Here is a 25,517-nt window from a genome sequence, read left to right on the forward strand (position 1 = left end):
TTTTAATTTTCAGGAGCTAGTTCTAATTCTAATCCTTCAAGATCTTCAGTAATTGGAATTTGACAGCCCAAGCGACTGTTTGGCTTAACATAAAAAGCCTCAGAAAGCATCGCTTCTTCATCGTCTCCCATTTCTGGTAATGCAACGTCATTAAGAACATAACATTGACAAGATGCACACATAGCCATACCGCCACAAGTTCCTTCAACAGGAAGCTCATAAGCTTTGCATAATTCCATGATATTCATGGCCATATCAGTAGGAGCTTGCAAATCATGCACAACACCTTCTCTATCTTTTATTTTAATTAGTACATCCATGTAAGTGTGGTCGTTAAATTTTAGAGTGGATTCGATTATAGTACTTTCGACTTTATGAAAACAGAGGCTATAGTGAAAACCACATAGAGGTCATCAACTTTTATTATTATAGAAATATTGCCTATTGCATATCGTTCTCGAAACAGCCCAACATTTCTTCACCTAAAGAAGATGGATAACTACAAGTTATCATAACCTTCTTTAGGAAAAGTGCATGTCTACAAGTTATAGGATATTTACAACAGTTTCAATTTGTGGTGCAAACTTTTTAATAGTCGTCTCCACGCCTGCTTTTAGTGTCATTTGATTTACACTACAACTGGTACAAGCTCCTTCCAGACGTACTTTCACATGTTTGTCCTCTTCTATAGAGATAAGCGTAATATCACCTCCGTCAGAGTTTAAGAAAGGTCTAATTTCTTCCAGTGCTTTTTGAACTTCTATTGTTAATTCTTCTGTTGTCATTTTCTTCTATTTAAAGATTTATCTAGTAAACCTTATTATTTTTTTACAGCAGAGCATCCTGCCATAGTGGTAATTTTTATAGCTTCAGTAGCCGGTAAACTGTCGTTTCTTCGTACTGTCTCTTCTACCACTTTTCTTGTTATATTTTCGAAAACCGTTTCTACTATAGATCCTGTTTGCATAGCCGCTGGACGACCATAATCACCCGCTTCACGTATTGATTGTACGATAGGCACTTCTCCTAGGAAAGGCACATCTAAATCTTCGGCTAAATTTTTAGCTCCTTCTTGACCAAAGATATAATATTTGTTTTCGGGAAGTTCTTCGGGTGTAAAGTACGCCATGTTTTCAATAATTCCTAAAACAGGCACATTGATTGCTTCTGACAAGAACATAGACACTCCTTTTTTAGCATCGGCTAATGCAACTGCTTGCGGTGTACTTACCACTACAGCTCCCGTTACTGGCAATGACTGCATGATAGAAAGGTGAATATCACCTGTTCCTGGTGGCAAGTCAATTAACATAAAGTCTAATTCCCCCCAATCAGCATCAAATATCATTTGGTTCAATGCTTTAGAAGCCATTGGTCCTCTCCAGATTACTGCCTGACTAGGTGCCGTAAAAAATCCAATAGAAAGCATTTTTACTTTATAACTTTCAACTGGTTTCATTTTTGATTTTCCGTCAACTGTAACTGAGATTGGTTTTTCATTCTCAACATCAAACATGATTGGCATCGATGGTCCGTAGATATCAGCATCAAGAACACCAACACTAAATCCCATTTTAGCTAATGAAACAGCTAAGTTTGCCGTAATAGTAGATTTACCTACTCCACCCTTTCCAGAGGCAACAGCGATAATATTTTTTATTCCAGGAATTGACTTCCCTTTGATTTCAGGTTTTTCAGGAGTTTGCACTTTACTGTTCACTTTTACTTTTGCCTCAGGCGAAACTAAATCATGAATCGTTTTTTTAATATCATCCTCTGCACGTTTTTTAATGTGCATCGCAGGAGTGTTTAAAACTAAATCAACCACTACTTCATCTCCAAAAGTGATTACGTTTGCAATGGCGCCACTTTCCACCATATTTTTTCCTTCTCCAGCAATAGTAATTGTTTCTAAAGCTTTAAGAATTTCTTTTCTATCTAATTTCATTATAAGTTTACTATTTTCTATTTGGTATTGCAGTAAAAATGCTATGTTTATTTAAACTGATTTCAGATTACAAAGATAACGGATTAAGTTCTTATTTTAAAGGATTTAAATTGGATTTATTGATACCAGAATTTGATACAATTATGGAAACATCAGCAGCTAATTTCGGGACATTTTACAGTAGAAGAGGAGTCACACAATCTAATTTTATAAAACCAACCTTCGCAATCCTTTATTCGTTGAAAATCGCTGGTTCCCAAAAAAGCTTTTCAAAATCGATAATTTGGTTATCCACAACTTGAATGCCCTCACTCTCCAGCAGTTGCTGCATCAGGTTTGTTCCATCAAAATGAAACTTGCCTGTTAGTAGTCCTTTTCTATTCACTACACGATGTGCTGGTACGTCTTCTCTATTGTGGGAAGCATTCATAGCCCAGCCTACCATGCGCGCAGAGCGTGCAGTACCCAACGCTTTTGCAATAGCGCCATAAGAAGTCACTCTGCCGTACGGAATTTGCCTAGCAATTTCATACACTCTTTCGAAAAAATTATCGTTTGACATCCTGCAACTGGAATAGAAATTTCACGTTAAAGTAAGTAGTACTTTACGATATTAAATAAGGTAATTATCGATATCACTCCTGTAATACCACCTATAATTGTATTCATATTCTTCAATAGATAGTCAGCTTTGTTTTCTATATTTTGAAAAAAGCGAATATAAAAGTAAAAAACCATAGATGACCCCAGCACTACTCCACTAACAAAAGTAAAGATGGAAGGTAATGTAAAGCTAAAAAGATCATATGACGATAGGGTAATACTTATGAAAACATAGTATGGAATGGGGAAAAAATTCAAAACGGATAGCAACATTCCTAAAAAGAAACGTTTCTTTTTACTTTTCTTATCAATTTTCCTTTTTTTAATTTTTGGTTTTTTGGCGATCCATAAGAAATAAATGGTCAACGAACCAAAGATTGCAAAACCGATTTCACGCAATAAAATCACTATATCCGGCCGAATATTGATAATTCTAGCAAATATAATCGCAATATATGCCTGAAAAAATATAATAATTATTGCTCCCAGTACAAACCAGAATGCATTACGAGCTCCTTCTTTTAGATTCACTTTAGCCGCTGTCATGTTAATTAAACCCGGGGGCATAATGCCTATAACTGCGGTTATAAAACCAAAAAATAGAGGTAAAATGTAATTCATTTAGTGTGTGTCAAACATTCAAAATGGACGAAATATCCTAGAAACTTACGTGTAATTATTCTTTAATTTTAAATCGAATATACGTAATTGCTTTGTTAACTTCCAAATATTGTTTTTCGTAAAATGTCTGAAAAGCAGTTACTTCCTCTGGACTTCCTTCATTCACGTACACATTATGGTTAGCATACAACACTTCATGTCCTTCACCGTGTAGCAATCCAAGCGTATAACCGTGCATGAATTCACTATCTGTTTTTAAGTTAACAACACCGTCTTTCTTAAGGATTTTTTTATACAATTGTAAAAACTCCGAATTTGTCATACGGTGTTTAGTTCTTTTGTATTTTATTTGAGGATCCGGAAAAGTAATCCAGATTTCATCAACTTCATTTTCAGCAAAAATATGATTGATTAATTCGATCTGAGTTCGAATGAAAGCCACGTTGTTCAGGCCAGTTTCAACCGCAGTTTTAGCACCACGCCAAAAACGAGCTCCCTTAATATCAATCCCTACGAAATTTTTATCAGGATATCTTTCGGCTAACCCTACAGAGTATTCTCCTTTACCACAACCTAGTTCTAGTACCAAAGGATTGTCATTCTTAAAAAATTCAGCATTCCATTTTCCTTTCAAAGGAAATAAATCACCTACTACTTCTTCTCTTGTTGGTTGAAAAACATTCGTAAATGTTTCGTTTTCCTTAAATCTCTTTAATTTATTTTTGCTTCCCACTTTATTTCAAATATTTCGGCAAAATTAACGAAATATATAAGACCGAAGGACCTGTAACTGAAAAAAATAGTTTTTAATCCATCAAATATAAATTACTCCTTAAGAGCCTTTTTTAGCTAACCTCTCATTTACTTTTTAATGTTTTCATCAAAGCCTCTTCAATAGGCGCTTTTATCTTAACTACTGCATCCACATTATCATTTGGGACCGTCATTGACAGCACATAATGCTGTATTTTCCATTTTTTACCTACTTTAATTAAAACCCCTGAACCTCTGCAAATTTTCATTTGTGTATCGAGTAATTCGTCAAACCATGCCATCTTTCCAGTTTTATCCAAATAAATGTGACGCTCTAGCGCAGTGAAATCCCATGCTTTCCCTCTATCAAAAAAGGGTTTAGCCCACACTTCAAGATCTGGCTTTTTCCAGTTTTCAGTCGCATCAGTACCTATAAATATTGCATCAGACGTCATTAAATCAAAGTATGCATCAAATTGAGCATCTGCAGCGGCTTTATGCCAATTATCCAATACCGCATTTATTTGCTGCTTCTCTAACCCCTCATTTGAGCTAGGTAGCCCGAAAGAGGAAAGTAAAACAGCTACAGTGGCTGCTAAAAAAAATTTTTTCATGGCGAATTTTTGTGATTTAAATAAAAAGAAGTATTTTAAAATGCTACAACAGTTAGCGCAACTGTTTTCAAAATAAATCGGAAGGTAAATATACTATTTTAATGGAAATGTTTTTTCTGCCATAACAAGCAAAAACTTCTTTTCTCTTTTTACGTACATTTACCTTATTTTAGTTCCAAATCACAAAGCATGACAAAATTATTTATATATCGAAGTTTTTTATTTTTAAGCTTCTCACTCGTTTTTCTATCGTGTAAAAAAAACCATACTCAGGACATTGCAGCTGTTGAGCTCAAAAAAGCTGTGGTTCCTAGCGAGATTCCGTTTGACAGCACGTTAGTCAAAACCTTTTTCATGGAGCATCCTTTATTAAAAAAATACCAAAAAGATGTGGATGCACTGTACTTAAAACAGCAGTACCATTACATTTGGTATGATAAGAACGGACTTAATGAGTTTGCTAACGTACTGTACAATAAAATTATCAATTTACCCGATGAAGGGATTCAATCGTCCATTCCTTACAGGGAAAAGTTGGATGCTATTTATGAAAATCATACTAATAGCAAAATTCCTAGTGTAGCCTCTGAACTGTTAACCACCTCTTTGTATTTCTTTTATATAGACAAAGTTTACCATGGTTTAGATACAGAGAAATCTACCGAAATGGAATGGTTTCTACCCAGAGAGAAACAATCCTATACTACTTACATTGATTCTTTAATAGTTGATCCTTCGATCATTAAAAAAGAAAAGAAACACCATTTTAGTCAATATTATTTATTGCAAAAAGTTCTAAAAAAATACCGTCAGATTGAAAATGAAGGCGGATGGTCAACGATTGAGATGGAGAAAGGAGTAAAATCCTTAAAGGTGGGAGACAGTTCCCAGACGATCGCACAAGTACGCAATCGCTTATATATTACCGGAGAAATTAGTACCGACTCTAAGAGCCCCATTTATGATGAAGAACTATCCAGAGGCGTTTTAGAATTCAAAAAAAGCAGAGGGAATGCAGCAAGCACAATATTACTTCCGTCACACATTAAAGACATGAATGTACCAGTGAGCGATCACATACGAACATTAATTGTAAATATGGAACGTTGTCGCTGGATTTCCAAAGACATTTCTAATGCCAAAGAACTTATTGCCGTAAACATTCCCGCTTATGAATTGACTTATTTTAAAAATGGTGAAATCGTGTTGCAATCGAATGTTGTGGTGGGCAAAACTGTCAATAAAACAGTCATTTTTAGTGCACCAATGAAATACATCGTTTTCAGTCCGTACTGGAATGTGCCGAGTAGCATCACGCAAAAAGAAATTTTGCCAGCAATTGCTAAGAATAGTAACTACCTAGCTCAGCACAACATGGAATGGAATGAAGGTAGAGTGCGTCAAAAACCTGGACCAAAAAACTCCTTAGGTCTAGTGAAGTTTTTATTCCCTAATTCGAATGCTATTTATTTACACGACACCCCCTCTAAACATCTTTTTAGTAGAGAGAGTAGAGCCTTTAGCCACGGTTGTATACGTGTGGCCAAACCAGTTGAATTAGCTAATAAGATTTTAGAAGATGATGAAAACTGGAATGCTGAAAAAATAGATGAAGCGATGAATGCAGGAAAAGAATCTTGGTATACCTTAAAAAATAAAATCCCTGTTTACATTGGGTATTTTACGGCTTGGGTTGATACAGAGGGAACAGTTCACTTTTATGATGATGTTTATAAAAGAGATGAACCACTAGCCGCTTTGTTATTTGAGCAATAGCCTTAAATATTCTGCTAGCTATAAATATGTAGGTACACAAAAAAAGACAGTTACACTTTATGCGTAACTGTCTTTTTATATATAAGTCTTCCCAAAAGAAAGTGTTTAATGTACTTTTTGCTTTTCAAAAGTTGTAGTAAGTGTTTTCTTGATTTTGTCTAACGCACCTCTAAAGGCTTTTTCAACGGTATCGGCGTGCTCAGTAACCACTATAGGTTGTAATTTTGCAGGACGTACTTCAATCAAACAACGTTTATCATTAATACCTGGTTTGCTGCTGTTTTCGTCACCAATATGCACCTCAATTCTAGTGATTTTATCTTCAAAACGTGCTAAAGCTGTTTCTAATTCGTTTGAGAAATAACCTTCTGCTCTCTCGTTTCCTTCTACATTTTTGTCTGTGTTAAATTGTATCTTCATAGTATTGTATGTTTAAATATTGTCTTTCAAAGCTACTCAAAGCTGTACGAAAAACCGAGCATATTAATAAAACATTATGAATAATTCTAGTGCACTTTAGGAACAATTATATAATGTTCTCCCTTATAAAATACCACTTATTAATTAGAAATAAACAAAAATCGCTACTCATTTACATAGCATCTTTTAAATACTATTTGACCATTGTAAAACTCTTGCCTAGCCCTGATGGTAGCGGCATCCTTTTCCTTTTTTCTTTAAAAAGGAAAAGATAGAGTGTACAGCAGGAAACAGCTCCTACAAAACTTGAATCCAATCTTTAAATTTCGGGCTTATTTACTCTTTTTTAAGGCATCGAGTAACTCAACCATATCAACCACTCCGTAGGTAGAAGAATAGTCAGATACAGCATAGGGCAATATTAAATTGTTGTTGTGAATAATGGAGCCACAAGAATAGACCACATTAGGCACATATCCTTCGCGTTCGTCTTCTCTAGGGGCGAGTAATGGCTCATCTAGCCGTCCTATTTCTTTCGAAGGATCATCAAGGTCAAACAACGAAGCGCCCAAGCAGTATCGCCTCATAGCACCTACTCCGTGCGTAATCACTAGCCATCCCTCCTCTGTCCATAGTGGCGATCCACAGTTTCCTATTTGGGTGAATTCCCAAGGATAACGTGGTTGTTGTATCATCACAGGATTATTCCATTCTGTAGCTCTATCCGAATACATCAGGTAATTATTGACTCCATCAATTCTAGAAAGCATCGCATATTTCCCTTTTATTTTCCGGGGGAACATTGCTAAGTTTTTATTACGCGCCCCTTCTCCATACAAAGGCATGACATGAAAGGAGTAAAAGTCTTCAGTGAAGATGAGTTTTGGCATAATCACATGTCCATTATAAGCCGTGTAGGTCCCAAATATCCGGTCTGATTTTCCCTCATCAGAAAAACGTACGAAACGCGCATCCTCAATCCCACGGCTTTCAGAATCCGATATTGGAAATATAACCCGTTCGGTGATATCTGAATCGTGTTTGAATTGTATATCATAAAAGGAATCTGCTAACCAAATTATTTCTTCAAGTGCAATTCGCTGATCTTGACTAATTAAAGGATCATCCAGCACTTTTTGTATTGCATCTTTTATGATCTGATAGCCAAATTTTTCTGGCAAGTCCTTTAAAATAACGGCTGTGTACTTATCTGGCGTATCCATTTCGGCTAATTTCCTGATGAATTTATTTTTGTCAAACAACGCTTTGTGTACAATCTCGGCCTTGTCAATATTTGCCCCTACCTTCATCATCTGAAGATCATTGTTCTTGTCCAGAATTCCTCTTCTAAAAACCACCGAAGAAATATGTCCTTCTCCTGTAGATCTAAATGAAATAACAACCCGCTTTTCCTGCTTTCCCAGAAAAGATTGATCAAAATCTTCAACAATAGAGGGGTTGAAAAAAGCAGCAGATTCAATGGCATATTCCATTGTGCAGTAGGAACCTATCAGCATTTTTCTTTCGTCAGATATGCTGTCATAGTTAATTTGCATTTCTTCTATTATTCCTCGAATATTTTCACAATGATTAAAAAATATGCGCGAAATATTGCGATGGCGCCTAGCAAATTCCCTTAGTGTTTGTTCTAAGGTATGTAACACTTGTTTTTCATCCAAAACCATGATACGGCTCACCATATCTCGAGTACGCTGATCCCCATTCATAAAATATCTAGCAACTACTCTACTAGAATCTGGCTTAAATTTTACATTTTTTCGGGTAACAGCAACTCTCATAGCTTCCTTTTTTAATTAAAATAAGTGAGGTTTTTTAATCGTGTAGTAAAAAGTCTTTTAAAATACTGTAGCATATTCGTTCCAATTAAACTGTTATCAGAAAGAAGATGGATTGATTATATCAAATACTTTTCTTGATCCTGATATAGCTTTAAACTTTAGATATTAGGAACATTAAAGATAGTAAAAACTTGATAACAAAAAGCAACTAAAATTCAATACACTGCTAAATGCCAAATAATTACAATTTAAAAAAACACAGGAATCATAGCCTTCCATCCAATTTAAAGTAAAAAAAAACCACAACTACTAGTCAAAGTAATTATGGTTTTTAAGTAATTATAATCACAGGATTTTAGAGATCAATTTACCTGTTTCTACTATTTTCAATACTAGATTAGTGTTTTGGCAACGCTTTAAATCCCATATTATATAAAGTAAAGGCTTGAATGTCTACATTTTCCTGAATACTTGCTGCAACCGATTTTCCTGCTCCATGTCCTGCTTTTACATCAATACGTATTAAAGTAGGATTAGGTCCTGATTGTTTTTCTTGTAGCTCAGCTGCAAATTTAAAACTATGTGCTGGTACCACTCTATCATCATGATCTCCAGTAGTAACCATTGTTGCCGGATAGTGTGTACCCGCTTTTACGTTTTGTACTGGTGAATACCCTTTAATATAATCAAACATTTCTTTACTGTCTTGAGCTGTTCCATAATCATATGCCCAACCTGCACCTGCTGTGAAAGTATGATAGCGCAACATGTCCATTACTCCTACCGCCGGTAAAGCCACTTTCATCAAATCAGGTCGTTGTGTCATTGTAGCACCTACTAGTAATCCTCCATTTGATCCACCACGTATGGCAAGGAAATTTGTAGAAGTGTATTTTTGAGCAATTAAGTATTCTGCAGCGGCGATGAAGTCATCAAACACATTTTGTTTTTGCATTTTAGTTCCTGCATCGTGCCATTTTTTACCATATTCTCCACCACCACGCAAGTTAGGTACCGCATAAACACCGCCATTTTCCATCCAAACAGCATTTGCTATACTGAAACTTGGCGTTAGGCTGACATTAAAGCCACCGTAACCATACAGCATTGTTGGGTTTTGTCCGTTTAATTTTAGGCCTTTTTTGTAGGTGATAATCATTGGGATTTTGGTCCCATCTTTTGAGGTATAAAAAACTTGTTTTGATTCGAAATTTTCACTGTTAAAATCAACATTAGGCTTGGCATAGATTGTTGATTTTCCCGATTTTGGTTCCAAGGCATAAATGGTTCCTGGTGTGGTATAGTTTGTAAAAGAGTAATATAAAGTTTTGTCGATTTTCTTACCACCAAAGCCTCCTGCAGTTCCTACTGCTGGCAATTTGATTTCGCGAACCATTTTTCCAGAATAATCATATTGCTGCACTACTGAAACGGCGTCTTTCATATAATTAGCAAAGATAAAACCGGCTCCTGTTGAAGGTGACAACACATTTGTTGTTTCTGGAATAAAATCTACCCAGTTTGCTGGTGCAGGATTACTAAAATCTACGGTAACAATTCGTTTGTTAGGCGCGTTCAAGTCGGTTTCTATAAATAATTTACTTCCCTCCGTTTCTATAATACTGTTATCGCTATTGAAGTTATCAACGATAGTAATAATAGGACTATTATCCGTTTTTAAACTTTTAATATAGAGTTCGTTCCCATAAGTAGAATTAGCTGCAGAAATCACTAAATAGGCATCGTCTTCAGTTACGTAACCACCTATGTAGCGTCTTTTTTGGTCTGCGCCAAAAACTACCTTATCGTCCTTTTGAGCCGTTCCAAGTTTGTGGAAATACAATTTATGTTGGTCCGTTTTGGCTGAAAGTTCGCTTCCCTTTGGTTTTTCATAGCTAGAATAATAGAATCCTTCGTTTCCTCTCCATGACAACCCACTGAATTTCACATCGACAAGTGTGTCTTCAATTACTTTTTTAGACAAGGCATCCATGATAATTACTTTTCTCCAATCGCTACCCCCTTCTGATATAGCATAGGCTACTTTTGAACCGTCTTTTGAAAAATCAAGACCTCCTAAAGAGGTTGTGCCGTCTTTTGAAAAAGTATTAGGATCTAAGAAAACCTCTTCTTTTCCAGAAGCATCTTTTCTATACACCACCGATTGATTTTGCAATCCGTTGTTTTTTGAAAAATAAGTGTAATTCCCTTCTTTAGATGGAGCACCTATTTTTTCATAATTCCACAATTTTTCCATGCGGTTTTTCAGTGCATCGCGAAAAGGAATTTGGTTTAAGTACCCATAAGTTACTTCGTTTTGTGCTTTTACCCAAGCAGCGGTTTCTTCAGAGCGATCATCCTCTAGCCAGCGGTATGGGTCGTTAACCGCGGTATCAAAATAGGTATCGACTACAGATCCTTTATGAGTTTTAGGGTATTGTAATGGTTTTTGGTTCTGTCCAATTGCAACCATTGTAGGAAGTACTGCCATTATCAGAATTAATTTTTTCATTAGTATCTTTTTATTGGTTATAACAAAAATAAGGAAATAGATTGTCTCCCTGTTGAAAGAAGACAGTTTAAGAGTGTTAGTCGTAAAAATTTGGTTTTTGTTACGATATTGTTTTATCCCATAGCAACTCGCTAGTTGTAAATGAATTAAAATAAAAAACCATTAAGAGATCAAGAAAATTAGCTAAAAGCTTTTAATTTCTGAACATCTTAATGGCTTAAAAGTGCTAAAAATTAGATAATTATAAAAACTATAAATTGAAATTTACGCCTAGCACAATATTTCTTCCAATATTAGGAATGCCGTCATTTTTCAAGCGCGATAAATGAGCAATATATCGTTTGTCAAAAAGGTTATTCCCATTTAAATTTATATCAAATACGGTTTTGCCAAATTTCACAGTACCTCCTAAGCCCAAGTTTAGCAAAGTATATCCGTTAGATTCTGTTTCAAAACCACTAACATTTTTTTGATTAAACGTTGTAACTAAATTTGCTGTAGCAAAACCTCCTTCGAACCAATTCTTGATTTTAAATTCAGCTCTTAAGGTATTACTCCAGTTGTTTGCTGGAATCAATGGCAGATAGTCTCCATTTTCTTTTTTACCGGTAACTGTTTCAAAACTAGTTTCATAATGCAACCAGTCTAAAGGATGCGGATGAAAATGCAAGCCAACTTCTCCTCCATATAACTTTGCATTATTTTGAATATAAGTAAAGACATCATTATTATCTAACACGGTCCCCGTGGGTGAGGTATAAATGTAATTATTGATGTGGTTGTAAAAACCATTGACAAAAAACTCAAAGTGATCCGTCTTATATTCTAGATTCAAATCCGTTTGTACGTTTTGTTCTGTTTTTAAATCAGAATTCCCTATTTCGTAGCGATTGGTTCCTTCGTGAACTCCATTAGAGGTAAGTTCAGCTAAATTAGGCGCTCTAAACCCTGAAGCCAAATTCAGTCGTAAAGTAAGATCATCAGCCAAGTTTGTTTTGTAACCTAAAGAAGCATTAAAACTATCAAAGGATTTGTCAATTGCTTTAAAATAACCTTCTTCTCCCAGGTTTCCATGTGCGACACTAGTAACTTTTCTATTATCGAAACGCAAACCTCCTTGCAACGCACTATTATTTCCCCACTCATAATTAGCAGTCCCAAAAACACCAAAATCATTTGTGGTGGCATCTGGAATTAAATATTCCTCTCCAAAATTGGTATTCGTTTGATGCATGCCTTGAATTCCAAAAATCGATTCTAGTTTACCCATCTTTGGTAGATGGTATTTAGCGTCATAATTAAATGTCTTCAGTTTCATATGTAAACCAGCTATGTTGCTATCCTCAAATTCAGAACGGTCATTAGCAATGTATCCAAGATCTACATCCAGTTTTGACTCTTTAAAATAGATTATGGAGTTCAAACTTAATAAGTGATTAAAAACAGCCTGTCTTGGAAACTGTGTGTTTTTGCTGGAAGATTGCCCTGCGATTCCGTCTTCTGGTATACCAATATCTAAATTGTTATAATTATATCGAAGGACCGAAGAAAAATTAGAAGTACTGTAGCCAATCCCTGTTTTGAAATCAGTTTCATTATACCGTGTATTTGTTACTCGATCGCCATCCGCAATGCGGTAATCTGAATGGGTATTGTAACTTCCACGCGCTAAAAATTTCCAATTTTCAGTAGATGTTTTTAGTCCAATTGAAGAGTTACTTCCTAGCGTATTAGAAAATAACTTTTGATTAAAATTAGCTTTGAACGTATTAGCATCAGCAAATTTTTCTGGATTGAAATACAAAACACCCCCAAGGGCATCAGAACCATAAAGCAAAGAAGCTGGTCCTTTAATGACCTCAACACTTTCTACTCCTGCATCATTCAAGCCTAAACCATGTTCATCACCAAATTGCTGGTTTTCCATGCGGACTCCTTGAGAATAGACCAGTACTCGATTCCCGCTTAAGCCACGAATAACAGGCTTCCCTATTGATGTTCCTGTAGAAACCTGAGAAACCCCAGGAATAGTAGCTAATCCTTCGATTAAAGTTGCCGTCCCCTTTTGCTGTAAATCTTTGATGGATTCATGCTCAACCTTCATCACGTTTTGCGACTGTATTTTATTAAAAGCCGTAGAGACAATAACCTCATCCATTTGGAAAATAGTTTCCTCAAGTATTACATCAAAGTTATTTTCTTGTTGCTGAATTTTTATGGATTTATTTTGAGTTGTGAAACCTACAAAAGTAAAACTCAACTTTACAGTTCCATTAGGCACATTTGTTATCGAATAATGCCCATTTTCATCTGTAGTAGTTCCTTTGTGTAATTCAGGAGCATAGACAGAAACCCCTTTTATAGGTTGGTTTGCCAAATTTGATACGGTACCCGATACCGTATTTTGTGCTTGTAGCACCGCTGTAAAACCCAAAATTAGGGTTAATATGTATTTTTTCATGGAGAATAATTATAGTTCACTGAAAATTAGCCATAGCCAAGGATATCAGTGAGATTGTTTGTAATTGTATTCGAGTTTAATACAGTTTAAAAACGGATAACCACTATATATCAAAAAATATTCAGCTAAGGAGTAGATCCATTACGAATGGATGTAATCACTTAATTAAATAGAGTATGGATATACATTATCTTTATTCAAAACTGTAACGCTGTTTAAACAATACAAATAGGGGGGCCACGAAGAGAATACAAACTACCAGAAAATAAAGTTATTTTTTCTGTAGTTGTTAAAAAGTATGGAATTAACTTATAATTCGAATGGAATTTATAGGTAAAAGCCTCTGGGGAAACGTAGGAACCAAATGTAAAATGACAAACCGAACATTGTTCAAAAGAATGGTGTTGGTGCGTTATCTCCGTATGGGTAACATTGTATTTATGTTGGCATTCTGTTTGTGCAAATTGCTCGACAAAATGGGTATAGGTATGCAACGATTGAACAAGTATTGAAAACAATACGGTCATCGCTAAAGAAAGACTTAATAGGAGCTGCTTCTTTTTCATACACTACAAAGGTAGGTAAACATCAAAAAAGAAAACCATCTAAGGAGACAAAACATTTAGAATTGCCGTCATAGATGGTTTACTATATTATTTTCCGTAATAATTTACACCAGTTTTGATGCTACTAAATATTCTGCAATTTGCACAGTGTTCGTGGCTGCTCCTTTACGTAAGTTATCAGCAACTATCCACATATTTAAAGTGTTTGCTTGGCTCTCGTCACGACGAATTCTTCCTACAAAAACCTCATCTTTCCCCTGTGCATACATAGGCATTGGGTAGGTATAAGTATCGTTGTTGTCTTGTACCACCACACCATCAGTGTGGTGTAAAATATTTTGAATATCTGAAACCACAAAATCATTGGTAAACTCCACATTTACTGCTTCACTGTGTCCACCTACAATAGGCACACGAACAGCAGTTGCTGTAACTGCAATGGTTTTATCATCTAGAATTTTTTGAGTTTCACGCACTAACTTCATTTCTTCTTTAGTGTAACCGTTTTCCTCGAATGAATCACATTGTGGAATCGCGTTTCTATGAATTGGGTATTTGTAAGCCATTTCTCCTTGAGTTCCTGCATACTCATTTTCTAATTGCTGTACTGCCTTAACTCCAGTTCCTGTAATTGACTGATACGTAGAAACGATTACTCGTTTAATATTATATTTTTTATGTAGTGGTGCTAAAACTAAAACCATTTGAATGGTAGAACAGTTCGGGTTAGCAATAATTTTATCTTCTTTAGTTAGCGAAGTCGCATTGATTTCTGGTACCACTAATTTTTTAGTAGGATCCATTCTCCAAGCTGATGAGTTATCAATAACAGTTGTACCCGCAGCAGCAAATTTAGGTGCCCACTCTAGTGAGGTTTCTCCTCCTGCAGAAAACAAAGCAATATCTGCCTTCATATCTACAGCAGTTTGCATGCCAACTACTTTGTATTTTTTTCCATTATATTCGATTTCTTTCCCAACTGATCTCTCAGATGCAACAGGAATTAATTCTGTAACTGGAAAATTTCTTTCTGCTAATACTTTTAACATTACTTCACCTACCATTCCGGTAGCACCTACAACAGCTATTTTCATAGTATAATTTTGTTATTGAATACATATTTGAACTGCAAAAGTAAGTATTAAAGCCTTCATAACAATCGCTCTCACAAAAAATAACAAAATGTTACAAATAAAACAATGTGCAAAAAAGCCACATCCTAAGATGTGGCTTTTTCAAATATTTTTACAGAACTATTTTTTCAATAAGTCTCTAATTTGTATCAACAACTCTTCTTGTGTTGGTCCAGCTGGCGCAGCAGCAGCAACAACTTCTTCTTTCTTCTTAGTTTTTTCTGCAGCTCTCAATACTACAAAAACAAAGAATGCAATAATTATAAAATTAATCGTCGCTTGCACTAAATTACCATAAGTGATTACGGCCGCTCCTGCTTCTTTGGCTGCATCTAAGTCAGCATAACTGTTTCCGTCTAAAGCAATGAATTTTTGAGTGAAATCAATTCCCCCCGTTAATAAACCTACAATTGGCATAATTACATCGTCAACTGCAGAGCTAACAATTTTACCAAATGCACCACCAATAACTACCGCAGTAGCTAAACTTAATACATCACCTTTCATTAAAGATGCTTTAAAATCACTGAAGAATCCCATACCTTTTTATTTAAGTTAAATAATTTTAAATCTAAATTAATAAATTTTTAACATAATTTAACATTTTACTTGGAAATATTTCAAGCTTACCTGTAAAAGACCCTTTTAACACGTTGCGAAATACTAGTCAGGATTTCATATGGGATTGTATTTAATTTTTTAGCTATATAAGAAACGGTAGGCCTTTCTCCAAAAATGATAACGGTATCTCCTTCTGTACAATCAATTTCAGTAACATCCACCATCAGCATATCCATGCAGATACTCCCCAATATTTTAGCCTTTTTATCTTTAACATTGACAAAACCCACACCATTGCCCCATCCTCTTGAAATACCATCAGCATATCCTATAGGAATCGTTGCTACACGTGTCGCTTTTTCGGCCATAAATTTACGGCCATATCCTACACTTTCACCTGCTTCTATCGTCCTTATTTGGGAGATAACTGATTTAAGCGTGCCTACATTTTCTAAATATTTTTGCTCAGATGGATCATTCGAAACCCCATAAAGACCTATACCCAAACGTACCATATTAAATTGTGAATCTGGAAAATTACTTATTCCTGAAGTATTTAAAATATGACGAATAGGATTAATATTCAACTCCGTGATAATTTTAGTTGATAATTTATCGAATAAACTAATTTGAGAATCTGTAAAATCACGATGTTTTAGATCATCGCTGGTTGCTAAATGGGATAAAATACTTTGCACTTTAACGTTTTCATTCCCTCTTAAGGTACTAATCAACTCATCAATTGTATCTTCTTCAAAACCCAAACGATGCATTCCTGTATCTAACTTTATATGTATGGGAAAATGCTGTAAGTTCTTTTGTTTGGCTATTTTCAAGAAAGCATGAAGTCCTTTTAGACAGTAAATTTCAGGTTCTAACTGATGTTGGATAATAGCAGCAAAGCTAGTATTCTCAGGGTTTAAAACCATAATAGGCAAATGAATCCCCCCGTTTTTCAATGAAATTCCCTCATCAGCAAAAGCGACTCCTAAATAATCTACTTTATGATGCTCTAATAAATTAGCAATTTCTAGACCGCCATTGCCATAACCAAAGGCCTTCACCATCACCATGATTTTCACATTAGGCTTAAGCTTTGATTTAAAGAAATTCAAATTATAGCTAATGGCATTGAGATTAATTTCTAATACCGTCTCATGGGTTTTCTCTTCTAGTAAGTATACGATTTCTTCAAACTGAAAAGAACGAGCACCCTTTATTAATATTGTTTCATTAGCAAATTCTAGATTTTCGAAATTGGCAATAAATTCAGCAGTATCATGAAACGTAATGCAATTCTCAAATTTGGCCTTAAATGCGGTAATCGTTTCCCCTATACCTATCACACGATTAATATGATTCGAAATAATCAATTGAGACACCTTTGAATACAGTTCTTCATTAGATAAACCACTTTGAAAGATATCCGATAGAATAACGGTTTTGTTTTGAAACTGCTTTTGACTTTCAAGTACATCAAGAGCAATTTTTAAAGATTGAAAATCAGAACTATAACTATCATCAATGAGACTACAATTATTTATTCCGTTTTTCACTTTTAGCCTCATTTCCACAGGAAAGAGCAATAGCATACGCGACTGAATAGTAGCTAGATCATAATCAAAATACAATAATACCATTAAACAAGAAATTGCATTTTCAACTGAAGCCTTGTCTAGAAACGGTATCTTCAATTCATAATTTGCGTCCTTATATCGGTATTGAATTTTGGTATTTTGTTCTTTGATTTCTTTTCTATAGATATAAACATCAGCCTGCTCCTCTTTAAAACTCCACGTAAAAGATGTAGTTGCAGGAGCTATGTACTTAGCAACTACAGCACTTTTTTGATAAACTACAACTTCTGATTCTTTAAATAGCAACAGTTTTTCTTTTATTTTTTCTTCTAAATTTGCAAAACCTTCATCATGAGAAGTGCCTATATTAGTCAAAATTCCAATTGAAGGCTTGATAATTTTTTCTAAGCGCTCCATTTCTGCGACAGTAGAAATGCCCGCTTCAAAAATCCCTAAGTTGTGTTTTTCATTAATTGCAATCACTGATAAAGGAACTCCCACCTGAGAATTGTAACTCTTAGGGCTCCTGATTACATTAAAGTCGGGGCTTAAAAGAAAATTCAACCATTCTTTGACTATGGTTTTCCCATTACTTCCAGTTAAACCGATAATAGGGAAATGAAAGCCCTGACGATAATAAGCTGCAAATTTTTGTAAAGCGTCTAAAGTGTTTTCGACAACTAAAAAGTTAGCTTTGGCTTCACAGCCAGACGGAATATAAGACACGACAAAGTTGGTAACTCCTATACTTATTAAATCCTCAATGTAAACATGAGCGTCATTATTAGGTCCTACTAATGCAAAAAACAAGGTGTGAGCACTATTTTGCAAGGAACGGCTATCGATAGAAATATTTTCGAATTTAAAATCTTTTTGGGTTCCTTCCCATTTGGCTTGAATGACAGGAACGATATTTTTTAAGGCTATACTCATTTAGATACACGCTATTCGCGTTATTTTTAGGCATTTTTAATATTCTTACTAGTACGGTATTTATATCAGAGAAGAGCTATACATCACACTAATAGTTTTAGAAAGTTACTCAAAAATACTACTTCTTTAGGGAATTGAAAAATGCTCTGACTATAAAACTTTAGTTTATAGAGACAGCCATTGCTTTTAGGATTTATGCTTTTCGGCCTAGTCTTTTTAGGATATTTATTATATTTGTTTGGCTAACCAAATATAATAACCTTGAAAAAAATTCTCCCATTATTTTCTTACCTCTTCCATCCTGTTTTTATTCCGGTATACGCCACCTTATTTTACCTTTTTTCTAGTACTACTAATTTTTCTAGTGAAGAAAAGGTCTTTATATTATTTCAAATTGTGATCATTACAATTTTAGTCCCAATACTCTTTTTCTTTGTTTTACGTTCCACAGGCAGAATAAGTTCAGCCATGGCACCATTAATTTCAGAACGTAAAATCCCTTTAGTTATCCAGTCCTTCTTGATTATTTTATTAGTAAAAAGAACCATTGTTATAGCCCGTTATCCAGAACTGCACTTCTTTTTGTTAGGAGCACTATTAAGCACACTAATTGCACTTTTACTGCTGTTTGTAAAAACTAAAGCCAGTCTTCACATGATGGGAATTAGCGCCTTAACATTGTTCATTATTGGAATGAATTTACATGATCAAACTCAAAACACCATCATTATTGCTTTATTAATTTTAATGAATGGCGTCGTTGCTTCCTCGCGATTAGAAATGCAAGCACATACCGTAAAGGAATTGGTCATTGGGACACTAATAGGTAGTATTCCGCAAATGTTATTGCTTTATTTGTGGTTATAAAATATAGAATATAACTCCGATGTTTAAAGACTTCATATCGATACTTTTATCTTCAATTTGTGCCGATTTAAAAATTGAATTTAAACCATAGTACACATATACATTCATAGTATTATATCCAGCAGATGCATAAATACCATACAATAACTTATTAAAATCCTTGTTCCCTGTAATCACAACTTTACCTTGACTATCTGTAAATGCAGACTTGTCATATAGTAAGTAACTAAATTTAAGTCCGCTGTAAATGCGCCAAAACTTGTGGCTTTCATATGTTGATGTGCGCCATCTAAACTCTACGGGCACTTCAATTAAAAATTGAGAAAACTTATTAGAGCTGTATGGTGTATCTGAATCTATAACAGTATAAACTGGATCTTGATCAGTCCCCGTAATGGCTAAATTTTGAATATAGTTATTATAGGTAAAACCCAAACCGGAAGCAATTGCTATAGTTCTATCTTTATTAATAGGCATGTCTCTTACAAAACCTCCAGAAAAGCCTGTAGAAAACTTGTTTTGAGACACACCTTCTGGCTTTTGCTGTAATGTATTGTAGGTAAAACTAAAATAAAATTGGTCCTCTCTATATAAAGAATCTACTTTCACTCCTAATTCTTTTTCTATCAACTCCTTTCCTTGAGCGAATATTTGAAAAGAAGATAGTACTAGAAAACTAAGTACTAATATATGTTGAAGTCTGCTCCTATGTATTACTATTCTCATATCCTTTAATATCTTCAATTGCTACGTATAATTATACAAATATAGGTTTTTTACAAAGTATGGCAGTTTAAATCTAATGCTCTAAATCATAAATAGTAAAAACAACAATACAGTCTTTCATCTAAAAGCGCGATTTCATTTATTCATCTACACTTGAACGCTATCCAACGAAAAACACTAATCACAACGGGAACTCAGTAGTACTTTTACATCATATTAATCAATAAAAAATAGTATTATGAAAAACGTTAACCTACTAATCGTAACTTTTGTAGCCTTATTTGTAAACAATGTAAACGCTCAAGACAACAATGACACTAACATTGCTTCTCACTCTTTAGATGTAAATGTTCCAGAAGTGGCCCTCTTAGATATCTATGATGACAATACTGGTACAGAAGCAGCTGCTGTTTTATTTGACATGACTGATGTAACTATCTTAGGAAACAATGCTGAAGCAGGTCTTTATGCTTTTGAAGACATGAGTTATTCAAATTTATATTTGAATTATACGAGCGTTGTTGCCAGTGCTGCTAATACCGATGGCTTTGATCTAACCCGTCAAATTAATGTTCAATTGGAACCTGGAAGTACATTTCCTGGTAATTTAGATTTAAGAATTACACCCCAAGCGCCACAAATCATTGCTGATGGAGGTACTGTAGCTTCGGCAGGGACAGTAACTGCTGGTGGTGTAGCTCTAGGAAAAACTACTGCTATAGGAGTTGATGCCCTATTAGTTGATAGTGTAGAAAGTGTGTATACTGGTGATGAAGCACAAGGTGTTAAACTGACCTACACTTTAGAACAAAACGGAAATTTCTCAGCATACAATGCTGGTAGTTACCAAGCAACTATCACATATACTTTAACCGATATATAATCCCTTTTTGCCCCCTAAAAAAGGTTCTTTACTCAAAGTAAAGAACCTTTTTTAGTTTATATCATTCCGATAAACCCTACAATACTAAGTTCCAATTTAACATTTTTTACTATAACCTGCATCGTACTTAAAATTAGTAGAAAAGTTAAAAATCCTTTAAGGAAAAATAGATACCATTTATCTACACTAATCAACCAACTAACGAAAACAAGCCAAAAACGCTTGAAGTGTCTGTTAACTTTGATAGTATATAAAACAAAAAACCTTTCTATCTAATCAAAACATTACAAAAATGAAAAAATACATCTTAATAGTAGCCTTGTTTATTTTCTCAAACCTTAGTTATTCTAGTGTAGTTGTAATTAATGGATTAACTCATATTTATTCTGGTAACTCTGGCGATCAGATGCGTGGAGAAATTATTTTATTAAATACTTCAAATGAAGAGCAACGTGTAAGTTTTGACTTAAAAGATGCTATTTTCTCTTGTACTGGAAGCCGCATCTTTACTAACGAACAAACCCATCATCAATCTTCATTAGAATGGTTTGACGGTAGCTTGATGGATAAGATACTTGACCCAAAAGAAAAATACGTGTACCGATTTGCTATCACCATTCCCAAAGACAAAGCATTAAAAGGTTCCTACTGGACTAGTTTAATGATTGATGTCGAAAAACCTATTAAGAAAGACAAACTATCTAAAAACATTGGTCTCGACACAAAGGTTAGATATGCCATAGGTTTACTTACCAATGTCAATTCGTTAGATGAAGTAAGTTTAGATTTTCAAAAAATGGATGTGGATAAATCTGGAAATAACAAAAAACTAAAAGTAAAACTTACCAACCAAAATCTTTTTATTGAAGGTGTCAAATTATCACTTGAGATATATGACTCTAATGGAAAAAACATATTAGAAACCGCTACAGCCAGAAACATGGTGTTCCCCGGATTCTGTAAAGACTACAGTTTTGACATCTCTTCCCTACCTAAAGGAAATTACGAATGTCTATTAGTTGCTGATTCTAGAAATCAGTTTTTAGGTACTAATATCAGTCTAACTATAGAATAATGGACTACTAAAATTTGAATTAATTAAAACAGCTTATTATGAAAACTGCATTACATATTATCTCTCTATTTCTTCTTTTGTGCATAGGATGCGCAACAGAGGTACAGGCCGAAGATTTTAATGCGGCTACTAAAGAAAACCACTCATTTCCTAATACTGATTATGATAGTACAGTAAAAGAAATCTCAATTACTACAGACTCAATTAAAGCTGAAAAGGTTAATTTTTCTGAAGCTAAAAAATCAAAAAAAAAGGAAGACAAAACACAGTTACTAGAAGTTAAATCACCTATTTCTAAAAGAAATAACGTGACGAAAACAGGCCTTTTTGTAGATAAAAAGCTAGAAATACTACACTCTAGCGAAGATAGTACAGCAATGAAAGATAGTAATAAAAAAGCGCTTATAGATTCAAAACAAGAACAGCGGAAAAGTATTGCACTTGAAGAAGTAAAAATTCGTGTTCTAAATCTTCAAGAAACCTATGAAACTAATAAAAGTCACACCTTAATTATTGAAGTAGAGAACACTAATGCAAAAACTATTAATCTACTAGCGGAGGCTTTATTACCTAAAACCTGGAGAGTAATTTCAATAAGTGATTTAGGGACAATAGAACCTAACAAAAAGAAAATAGTTTTAATTAGTCTTTTTATACCCGCAGATAGCCCACCTGAAAAAGTAGCTGCGACTATTGCTATAAAAAACAATAATGGAATTACATTAGTATCTAAAGAAGTGTTCCTATCTATTGCTGCAAATTATGATTTGGAAGTTTACAACTTATATACACCAAGTAAATTGCAAGCTGGAGAAACTATTGAAGCTAAATATGAAATTAAAAACAAAGGGAATATTGAACAAGAAATTTTCTTATCTTCAAAAAACAATATAAAAGGAGAAAAATTAATCAAAATTGCGCCAAATTCTAAGGTAACAGTTGATTTGAACCAAGAGACTGATGCTAAATATTTTGACTTTAGAAACATTGGTACTTACTTGAATGTTATTAGTAACACCTCTGAAAAGGTGTACAAATCATTTGGTAGTACACAGGTATTCCCCTCAAAATTAAAACAAAAAGATGCTTTCTTTAGATATCCTGTTAGAGCAAGTTTAAACTATAATAGTCATACCTACAAAGACAATCACTTTTCTACCATTTCATCAGAATTTATCGGTGATGGTTATTTAGATGTTAACAAAAAAAATTACTTGAATTTTATAATTCGAGCTCCGCAACAGCAAAACTTAAAACGGTTTGGAGTAACAGACCAGTACAGTTTAATATACAAATACAACAACAGCACAACGGTATATTTAGGAGATCATGCCTACTATATTAACCGATTAGGTTTTGACAGTAGATATGGAATGGGGTTTAAAGTCGACCAAAATATCAAAGATTGGACTTTATCTGCTTTTTACTCTAAACCAAGACTGTACAGTTTTAATTCAGAAGCCCTTTTTGGTATTAAAAGCGTCTATCACTTTACAAAATCGCTACACTTAGGAATTGCAGTGGAGCGCTCTGAAGGAACGGTTATGGGAGCCAATAAAAATATTGAAGAAAACCTGGATGAAAAAGGGCAAATTGCCACTTTTAATTTTGAGTATAGAAACAAGAATACTTTCATATACGCCGAGTCATCCACAAGTATGACAAACAAAAATGTCGACTATGCTAATTATCTTACCTTGGTTCAAAAGTATAAAAACCTTACGTATTCTGGTAGTTTCACTGTAGCAGGTAAAAATTACTTTGGAACCATTGGTAACAGTTTGCAATACTCTAATAGTTTGTATTATAAAGTGAATAAATTTGATTTTGTAGTAGGACAAACTTTATCACAGGTCAACAAACGATTAGATCCTTTATTTTTTGCAGCTGAGCCGTATTATGAAAATTATTATGGGAAAATAGGCTATCGCTTTGGTAAAAAAAATTACATCAACATTCGCTTTGACAAGCGAGTAAGGGAAGATCAGCTGGAACCTAAAAATTATTTTTACAAAGAATATGGAATGGATTATAGGTATCTCTATTCTAATAGTGCATTTGTTTTAAGTTTTAATGGACGAATTGCGAAGACACAAAATTTGTTAAGCGACAATTTACAATATAGAAACACTTACGCACACAATCTGAATGCATCCTACCGTTTCTCAGATCATCTATCTTTAAGAGGAGGAGTTAATCATAACTACAGCAACCGATATGCTACATCAAACTTTAACACAAATTATTTTAGATATACTATGGGGTTTAATTATAACTTCAACAAGAACTTTCGTTTCAATGCTACCTATAACAGTGGCTTTAGCCCTGAGGAAAACTATCTAAGACGAGACTTTATTAATGCTAAATTGACCGTACGAGTTGCAAAGAATCACCTATTTGAATTACGCGCAAATTATTACGAAAACCCAGGTGCTGTAAATAAACGAGAGCTTTTAGCTTTTGGTAAATACACTTATTCTTTTGGAGTGCCTTTAAAAAGAATTTTAGAACAAGGTGGTGTAGATGGATACGTTCAATTGAATGATAACACTATCGACATCAAAGGAATTAAAATAATAGCGGCAGGGAAAAGCGTTGTCACAGATGATAAAGGTCGTTTTGAACTAAATAACCTAGCATTAGGAAAAAATTACATCCTTATGGACGAATCTACACTCCCTTTTGGAATAATAGCTGCTGTGCAAACGCCTTTTGAAGTTACAATTCAGAAAGATCAAAAAACAGACTTAAACATAGAGCTTGTACGTTCAGCTACCGTAACAGGAAAATTAATCTATCCTCAATTAGGCAAACCTATAATTAACAATCTTGAAGGATATTTAAAATTAGAAAATGATAATTTTTCTTATAACGTAGAGTCCAATGCCAAAGGTGCTTTTCAATTTAAAAACATTGTTCCAGGCACTTACAAACTGACATTAATTCATTACAAAGGCAATCAATTCTTTGAATTAGATAAAGAAACTACAGTAACGGTTAGTGAAGGTGAAAAGGAAATAATAGAAGTAATTGTAAAAGGCAAAGAACGCAAAATACAGTTCAAAAGTAAAAACTTTAAAATAGGTGCTTAATTATGAAAAAGATAAAATATTTATTAGTTATCCTATTCGCTTTAAATGGCATAATGTGTTTGGCACAAGAAACCATTAATGCGTATGACCCCAATACTTTTCTCTTTGGTGGTGGCCAAGGTTCAAACTTTGCAGTTTTAGACCTACAAACCATTGCTATTATTGATGCTGAACCTGACCCGAGTAACTCCATTAGTTTTGGCATTAGTACAAGCAATATGGAAGCGGGATTACCTGTAACCGGAGCTGGAGGAAATTCCATAAATGAAGATACTTGGTTAAATTTTACTTACCGAGCTTTAAATTATGCTAATGCCCGAATCTTTGTCTACACTAACCAAGCTGTACCCGCTGGCATGGCTATTAAAATACAAATTATTGCTAGAGCAAATGTAGGCGGTGTTTACAATGCGAATCCCAACACGAATCCCATTACCTTAAGCAACTTTGAGCAAGTACTAGTGTATGATTTTGCAAGCGGATATACAGGAGATGGTTTAGGTACAGGATACCAAGTTCGTTGTACCATAGAAAATCCAAATGGAGTTTCATTATCTACGGGTTTTGAAATTATTTATGAAATTAAATAAAGAAAAC

22 protein-coding genes are annotated in these 25,517 nt (G+C 34.4%); 6 read left to right on the forward strand and 16 right to left on the reverse strand.

All coding sequences use genetic code 11. The annotated features are described in order from the left end of the window. Positions 1-2 precede the first annotated feature (2 nt). The 7 genes from ACEN2K_RS00115 to ACEN2K_RS00145 form a co-directional block, all read right to left on the reverse strand. On the reverse strand, positions 3-320 hold the full coding sequence (locus tag ACEN2K_RS00115) for a ferredoxin (protein ID WP_441757279.1): 318 nt from the start codon (positions 318-320) through the stop codon (positions 3-5). A 225-nt stretch (positions 321-545) separates the two neighbouring features. After that, positions 546-785: a NifU family protein gene (locus ACEN2K_RS00120; protein ID WP_441757280.1), complete on the reverse strand. Its 240-nt coding sequence runs from the start codon at positions 783-785 to the stop codon at positions 546-548. Positions 786-820: 35 nt separating this feature from the next. Next, positions 821-1,948 (reverse strand): P-loop NTPase, encoded by a 1,128-nt coding sequence (locus ACEN2K_RS00125; protein ID WP_441757281.1) that lies wholly within the window; start codon positions 1,946-1,948, stop codon positions 821-823. A gap of 232 nt (positions 1,949-2,180) precedes the next feature. Further along, entirely contained in the window at positions 2,181-2,510 is a 330-nt protein-coding gene (locus tag ACEN2K_RS00130) for an MGMT family protein (protein WP_441757282.1), read from the reverse strand. A 26-nt stretch (positions 2,511-2,536) separates the two neighbouring features. Then, positions 2,537-3,172 carry a LysE family transporter gene (locus ACEN2K_RS00135; RefSeq protein ID WP_441757283.1) on the reverse strand — a complete coding sequence of 212 codons (636 nt, stop codon included), beginning with the start codon at positions 3,170-3,172 and terminating at the stop codon, positions 2,537-2,539. A gap of 55 nt (positions 3,173-3,227) precedes the next feature. After that, complete coding sequence (gene trmB, locus ACEN2K_RS00140; protein WP_441757284.1) at positions 3,228-3,905, reverse strand: tRNA (guanosine(46)-N7)-methyltransferase TrmB; 678 nt, start codon at positions 3,903-3,905, stop codon at positions 3,228-3,230. A 124-nt stretch (positions 3,906-4,029) separates the two neighbouring features. Further along, the gene (locus tag ACEN2K_RS00145; RefSeq protein WP_441757285.1) at positions 4,030-4,539 is read right to left on the reverse strand and encodes a nuclear transport factor 2 family protein; all 510 of its coding nucleotides are present in this window, start codon (positions 4,537-4,539) and stop codon (positions 4,030-4,032) included. Positions 4,540-4,728: 189 nt separating this feature from the next. On the opposite strand from ACEN2K_RS00145, the gene ACEN2K_RS00150 reads away from it, so the two are divergent. Then, positions 4,729-6,315, forward strand: a complete 1,587-nt coding sequence (locus ACEN2K_RS00150; protein WP_441757286.1) for a L,D-transpeptidase family protein — start codon at positions 4,729-4,731, stop codon at positions 6,313-6,315. A 105-nt stretch (positions 6,316-6,420) separates the two neighbouring features. Here the strand turns inward: ACEN2K_RS00150 and ACEN2K_RS00155 are convergent, their stop codons facing one another. The 8 genes from ACEN2K_RS00155 to ACEN2K_RS00190 form a co-directional block, all read right to left on the reverse strand. Then, complete coding sequence (locus ACEN2K_RS00155; protein WP_441757287.1) at positions 6,421-6,735, reverse strand: HPF/RaiA family ribosome-associated protein; 315 nt, start codon at positions 6,733-6,735, stop codon at positions 6,421-6,423. A gap of 332 nt (positions 6,736-7,067) precedes the next feature. Beyond that, positions 7,068-8,291: a glycoside hydrolase family 130 protein gene (locus tag ACEN2K_RS00160; protein WP_441757288.1), complete on the reverse strand. Its 1,224-nt coding sequence runs from the start codon at positions 8,289-8,291 to the stop codon at positions 7,068-7,070. 640 nt (positions 8,292-8,931) lie between these two features. Beyond that, positions 8,932-11,025: a prolyl oligopeptidase family serine peptidase gene (locus tag ACEN2K_RS00165; RefSeq protein ID WP_441757931.1), complete on the reverse strand. Its 2,094-nt coding sequence runs from the start codon at positions 11,023-11,025 to the stop codon at positions 8,932-8,934. A gap of 271 nt (positions 11,026-11,296) precedes the next feature. Then, a complete protein-coding gene (locus tag ACEN2K_RS00170; RefSeq protein WP_441757289.1) occupies positions 11,297-13,507 on the reverse strand; it encodes a TonB-dependent receptor in 2,211 nt (736 codons plus the stop codon). Between the two features lie 215 nt (positions 13,508-13,722). Then, on the reverse strand, positions 13,723-14,073 hold the full coding sequence (locus ACEN2K_RS00175) for a hypothetical protein (RefSeq protein ID WP_441757290.1): 351 nt from the start codon (positions 14,071-14,073) through the stop codon (positions 13,723-13,725). A gap of 104 nt (positions 14,074-14,177) precedes the next feature. Next, positions 14,178-15,167, reverse strand: coding sequence for an aspartate-semialdehyde dehydrogenase (locus tag ACEN2K_RS00180; protein WP_441757291.1), 990 nt, complete (start codon positions 15,165-15,167; stop codon positions 14,178-14,180). Positions 15,168-15,326: 159 nt separating this feature from the next. Further along, positions 15,327-15,746 carry a large conductance mechanosensitive channel protein MscL gene (gene mscL / locus ACEN2K_RS00185; protein WP_441757292.1) on the reverse strand — a complete coding sequence of 140 codons (420 nt, stop codon included), beginning with the start codon at positions 15,744-15,746 and terminating at the stop codon, positions 15,327-15,329. A gap of 86 nt (positions 15,747-15,832) precedes the next feature. After that, positions 15,833-18,277 carry a bifunctional UDP-N-acetylmuramoyl-tripeptide:D-alanyl-D-alanine ligase/alanine racemase gene (locus ACEN2K_RS00190; RefSeq protein WP_441757293.1) on the reverse strand — a complete coding sequence of 815 codons (2,445 nt, stop codon included), beginning with the start codon at positions 18,275-18,277 and terminating at the stop codon, positions 15,833-15,835. Positions 18,278-18,538: 261 nt separating this feature from the next. Here ACEN2K_RS00190 and ACEN2K_RS00195 point away from each other — a divergent pair, with 261 nt between their 5' ends. Beyond that, entirely contained in the window at positions 18,539-19,144 is a 606-nt protein-coding gene (locus tag ACEN2K_RS00195; protein WP_441757294.1) for a hypothetical protein, read from the forward strand. Here ACEN2K_RS00195 and ACEN2K_RS00200 read toward each other — a convergent pair. Next, a complete protein-coding gene (locus tag ACEN2K_RS00200) occupies positions 19,139-19,870 on the reverse strand; it encodes a porin family protein (RefSeq protein WP_441757295.1) in 732 nt (243 codons plus the stop codon). The two genes, ACEN2K_RS00195 and ACEN2K_RS00200, sit on opposite strands and share 6 nt — an antisense overlap. A gap of 238 nt (positions 19,871-20,108) precedes the next feature. Between ACEN2K_RS00200 and ACEN2K_RS00205 the strand changes: the two genes are divergently transcribed. The 4 genes from ACEN2K_RS00205 (at position 20,109) to ACEN2K_RS00220 (ending at position 25,510) form a co-directional block, all read left to right on the forward strand. After that, complete coding sequence (locus ACEN2K_RS00205; protein ID WP_441757296.1) at positions 20,109-20,753, forward strand: hypothetical protein; 645 nt, start codon at positions 20,109-20,111, stop codon at positions 20,751-20,753. Between the two features lie 292 nt (positions 20,754-21,045). Next, entirely contained in the window at positions 21,046-21,828 is a 783-nt protein-coding gene (locus ACEN2K_RS00210) for a hypothetical protein (RefSeq protein WP_441757297.1), read from the forward strand. 38 nt (positions 21,829-21,866) lie between these two features. Further along, a complete protein-coding gene (locus tag ACEN2K_RS00215) occupies positions 21,867-24,920 on the forward strand; it encodes a hypothetical protein (RefSeq protein ID WP_441757298.1) in 3,054 nt (1,017 codons plus the stop codon). Positions 24,921-24,922: 2 nt separating this feature from the next. Next, a complete protein-coding gene (locus ACEN2K_RS00220; RefSeq protein WP_441757299.1) occupies positions 24,923-25,510 on the forward strand; it encodes a hypothetical protein in 588 nt (195 codons plus the stop codon). The last annotated feature ends 7 nt before the right edge of the window (positions 25,511-25,517 follow it).

Source organism: Flavobacterium sp. W21_SRS_FM3 (genome assembly GCF_052113625.1).
Lineage (GTDB): Bacteria > Bacteroidota > Bacteroidia > Flavobacteriales > Flavobacteriaceae > Flavobacterium.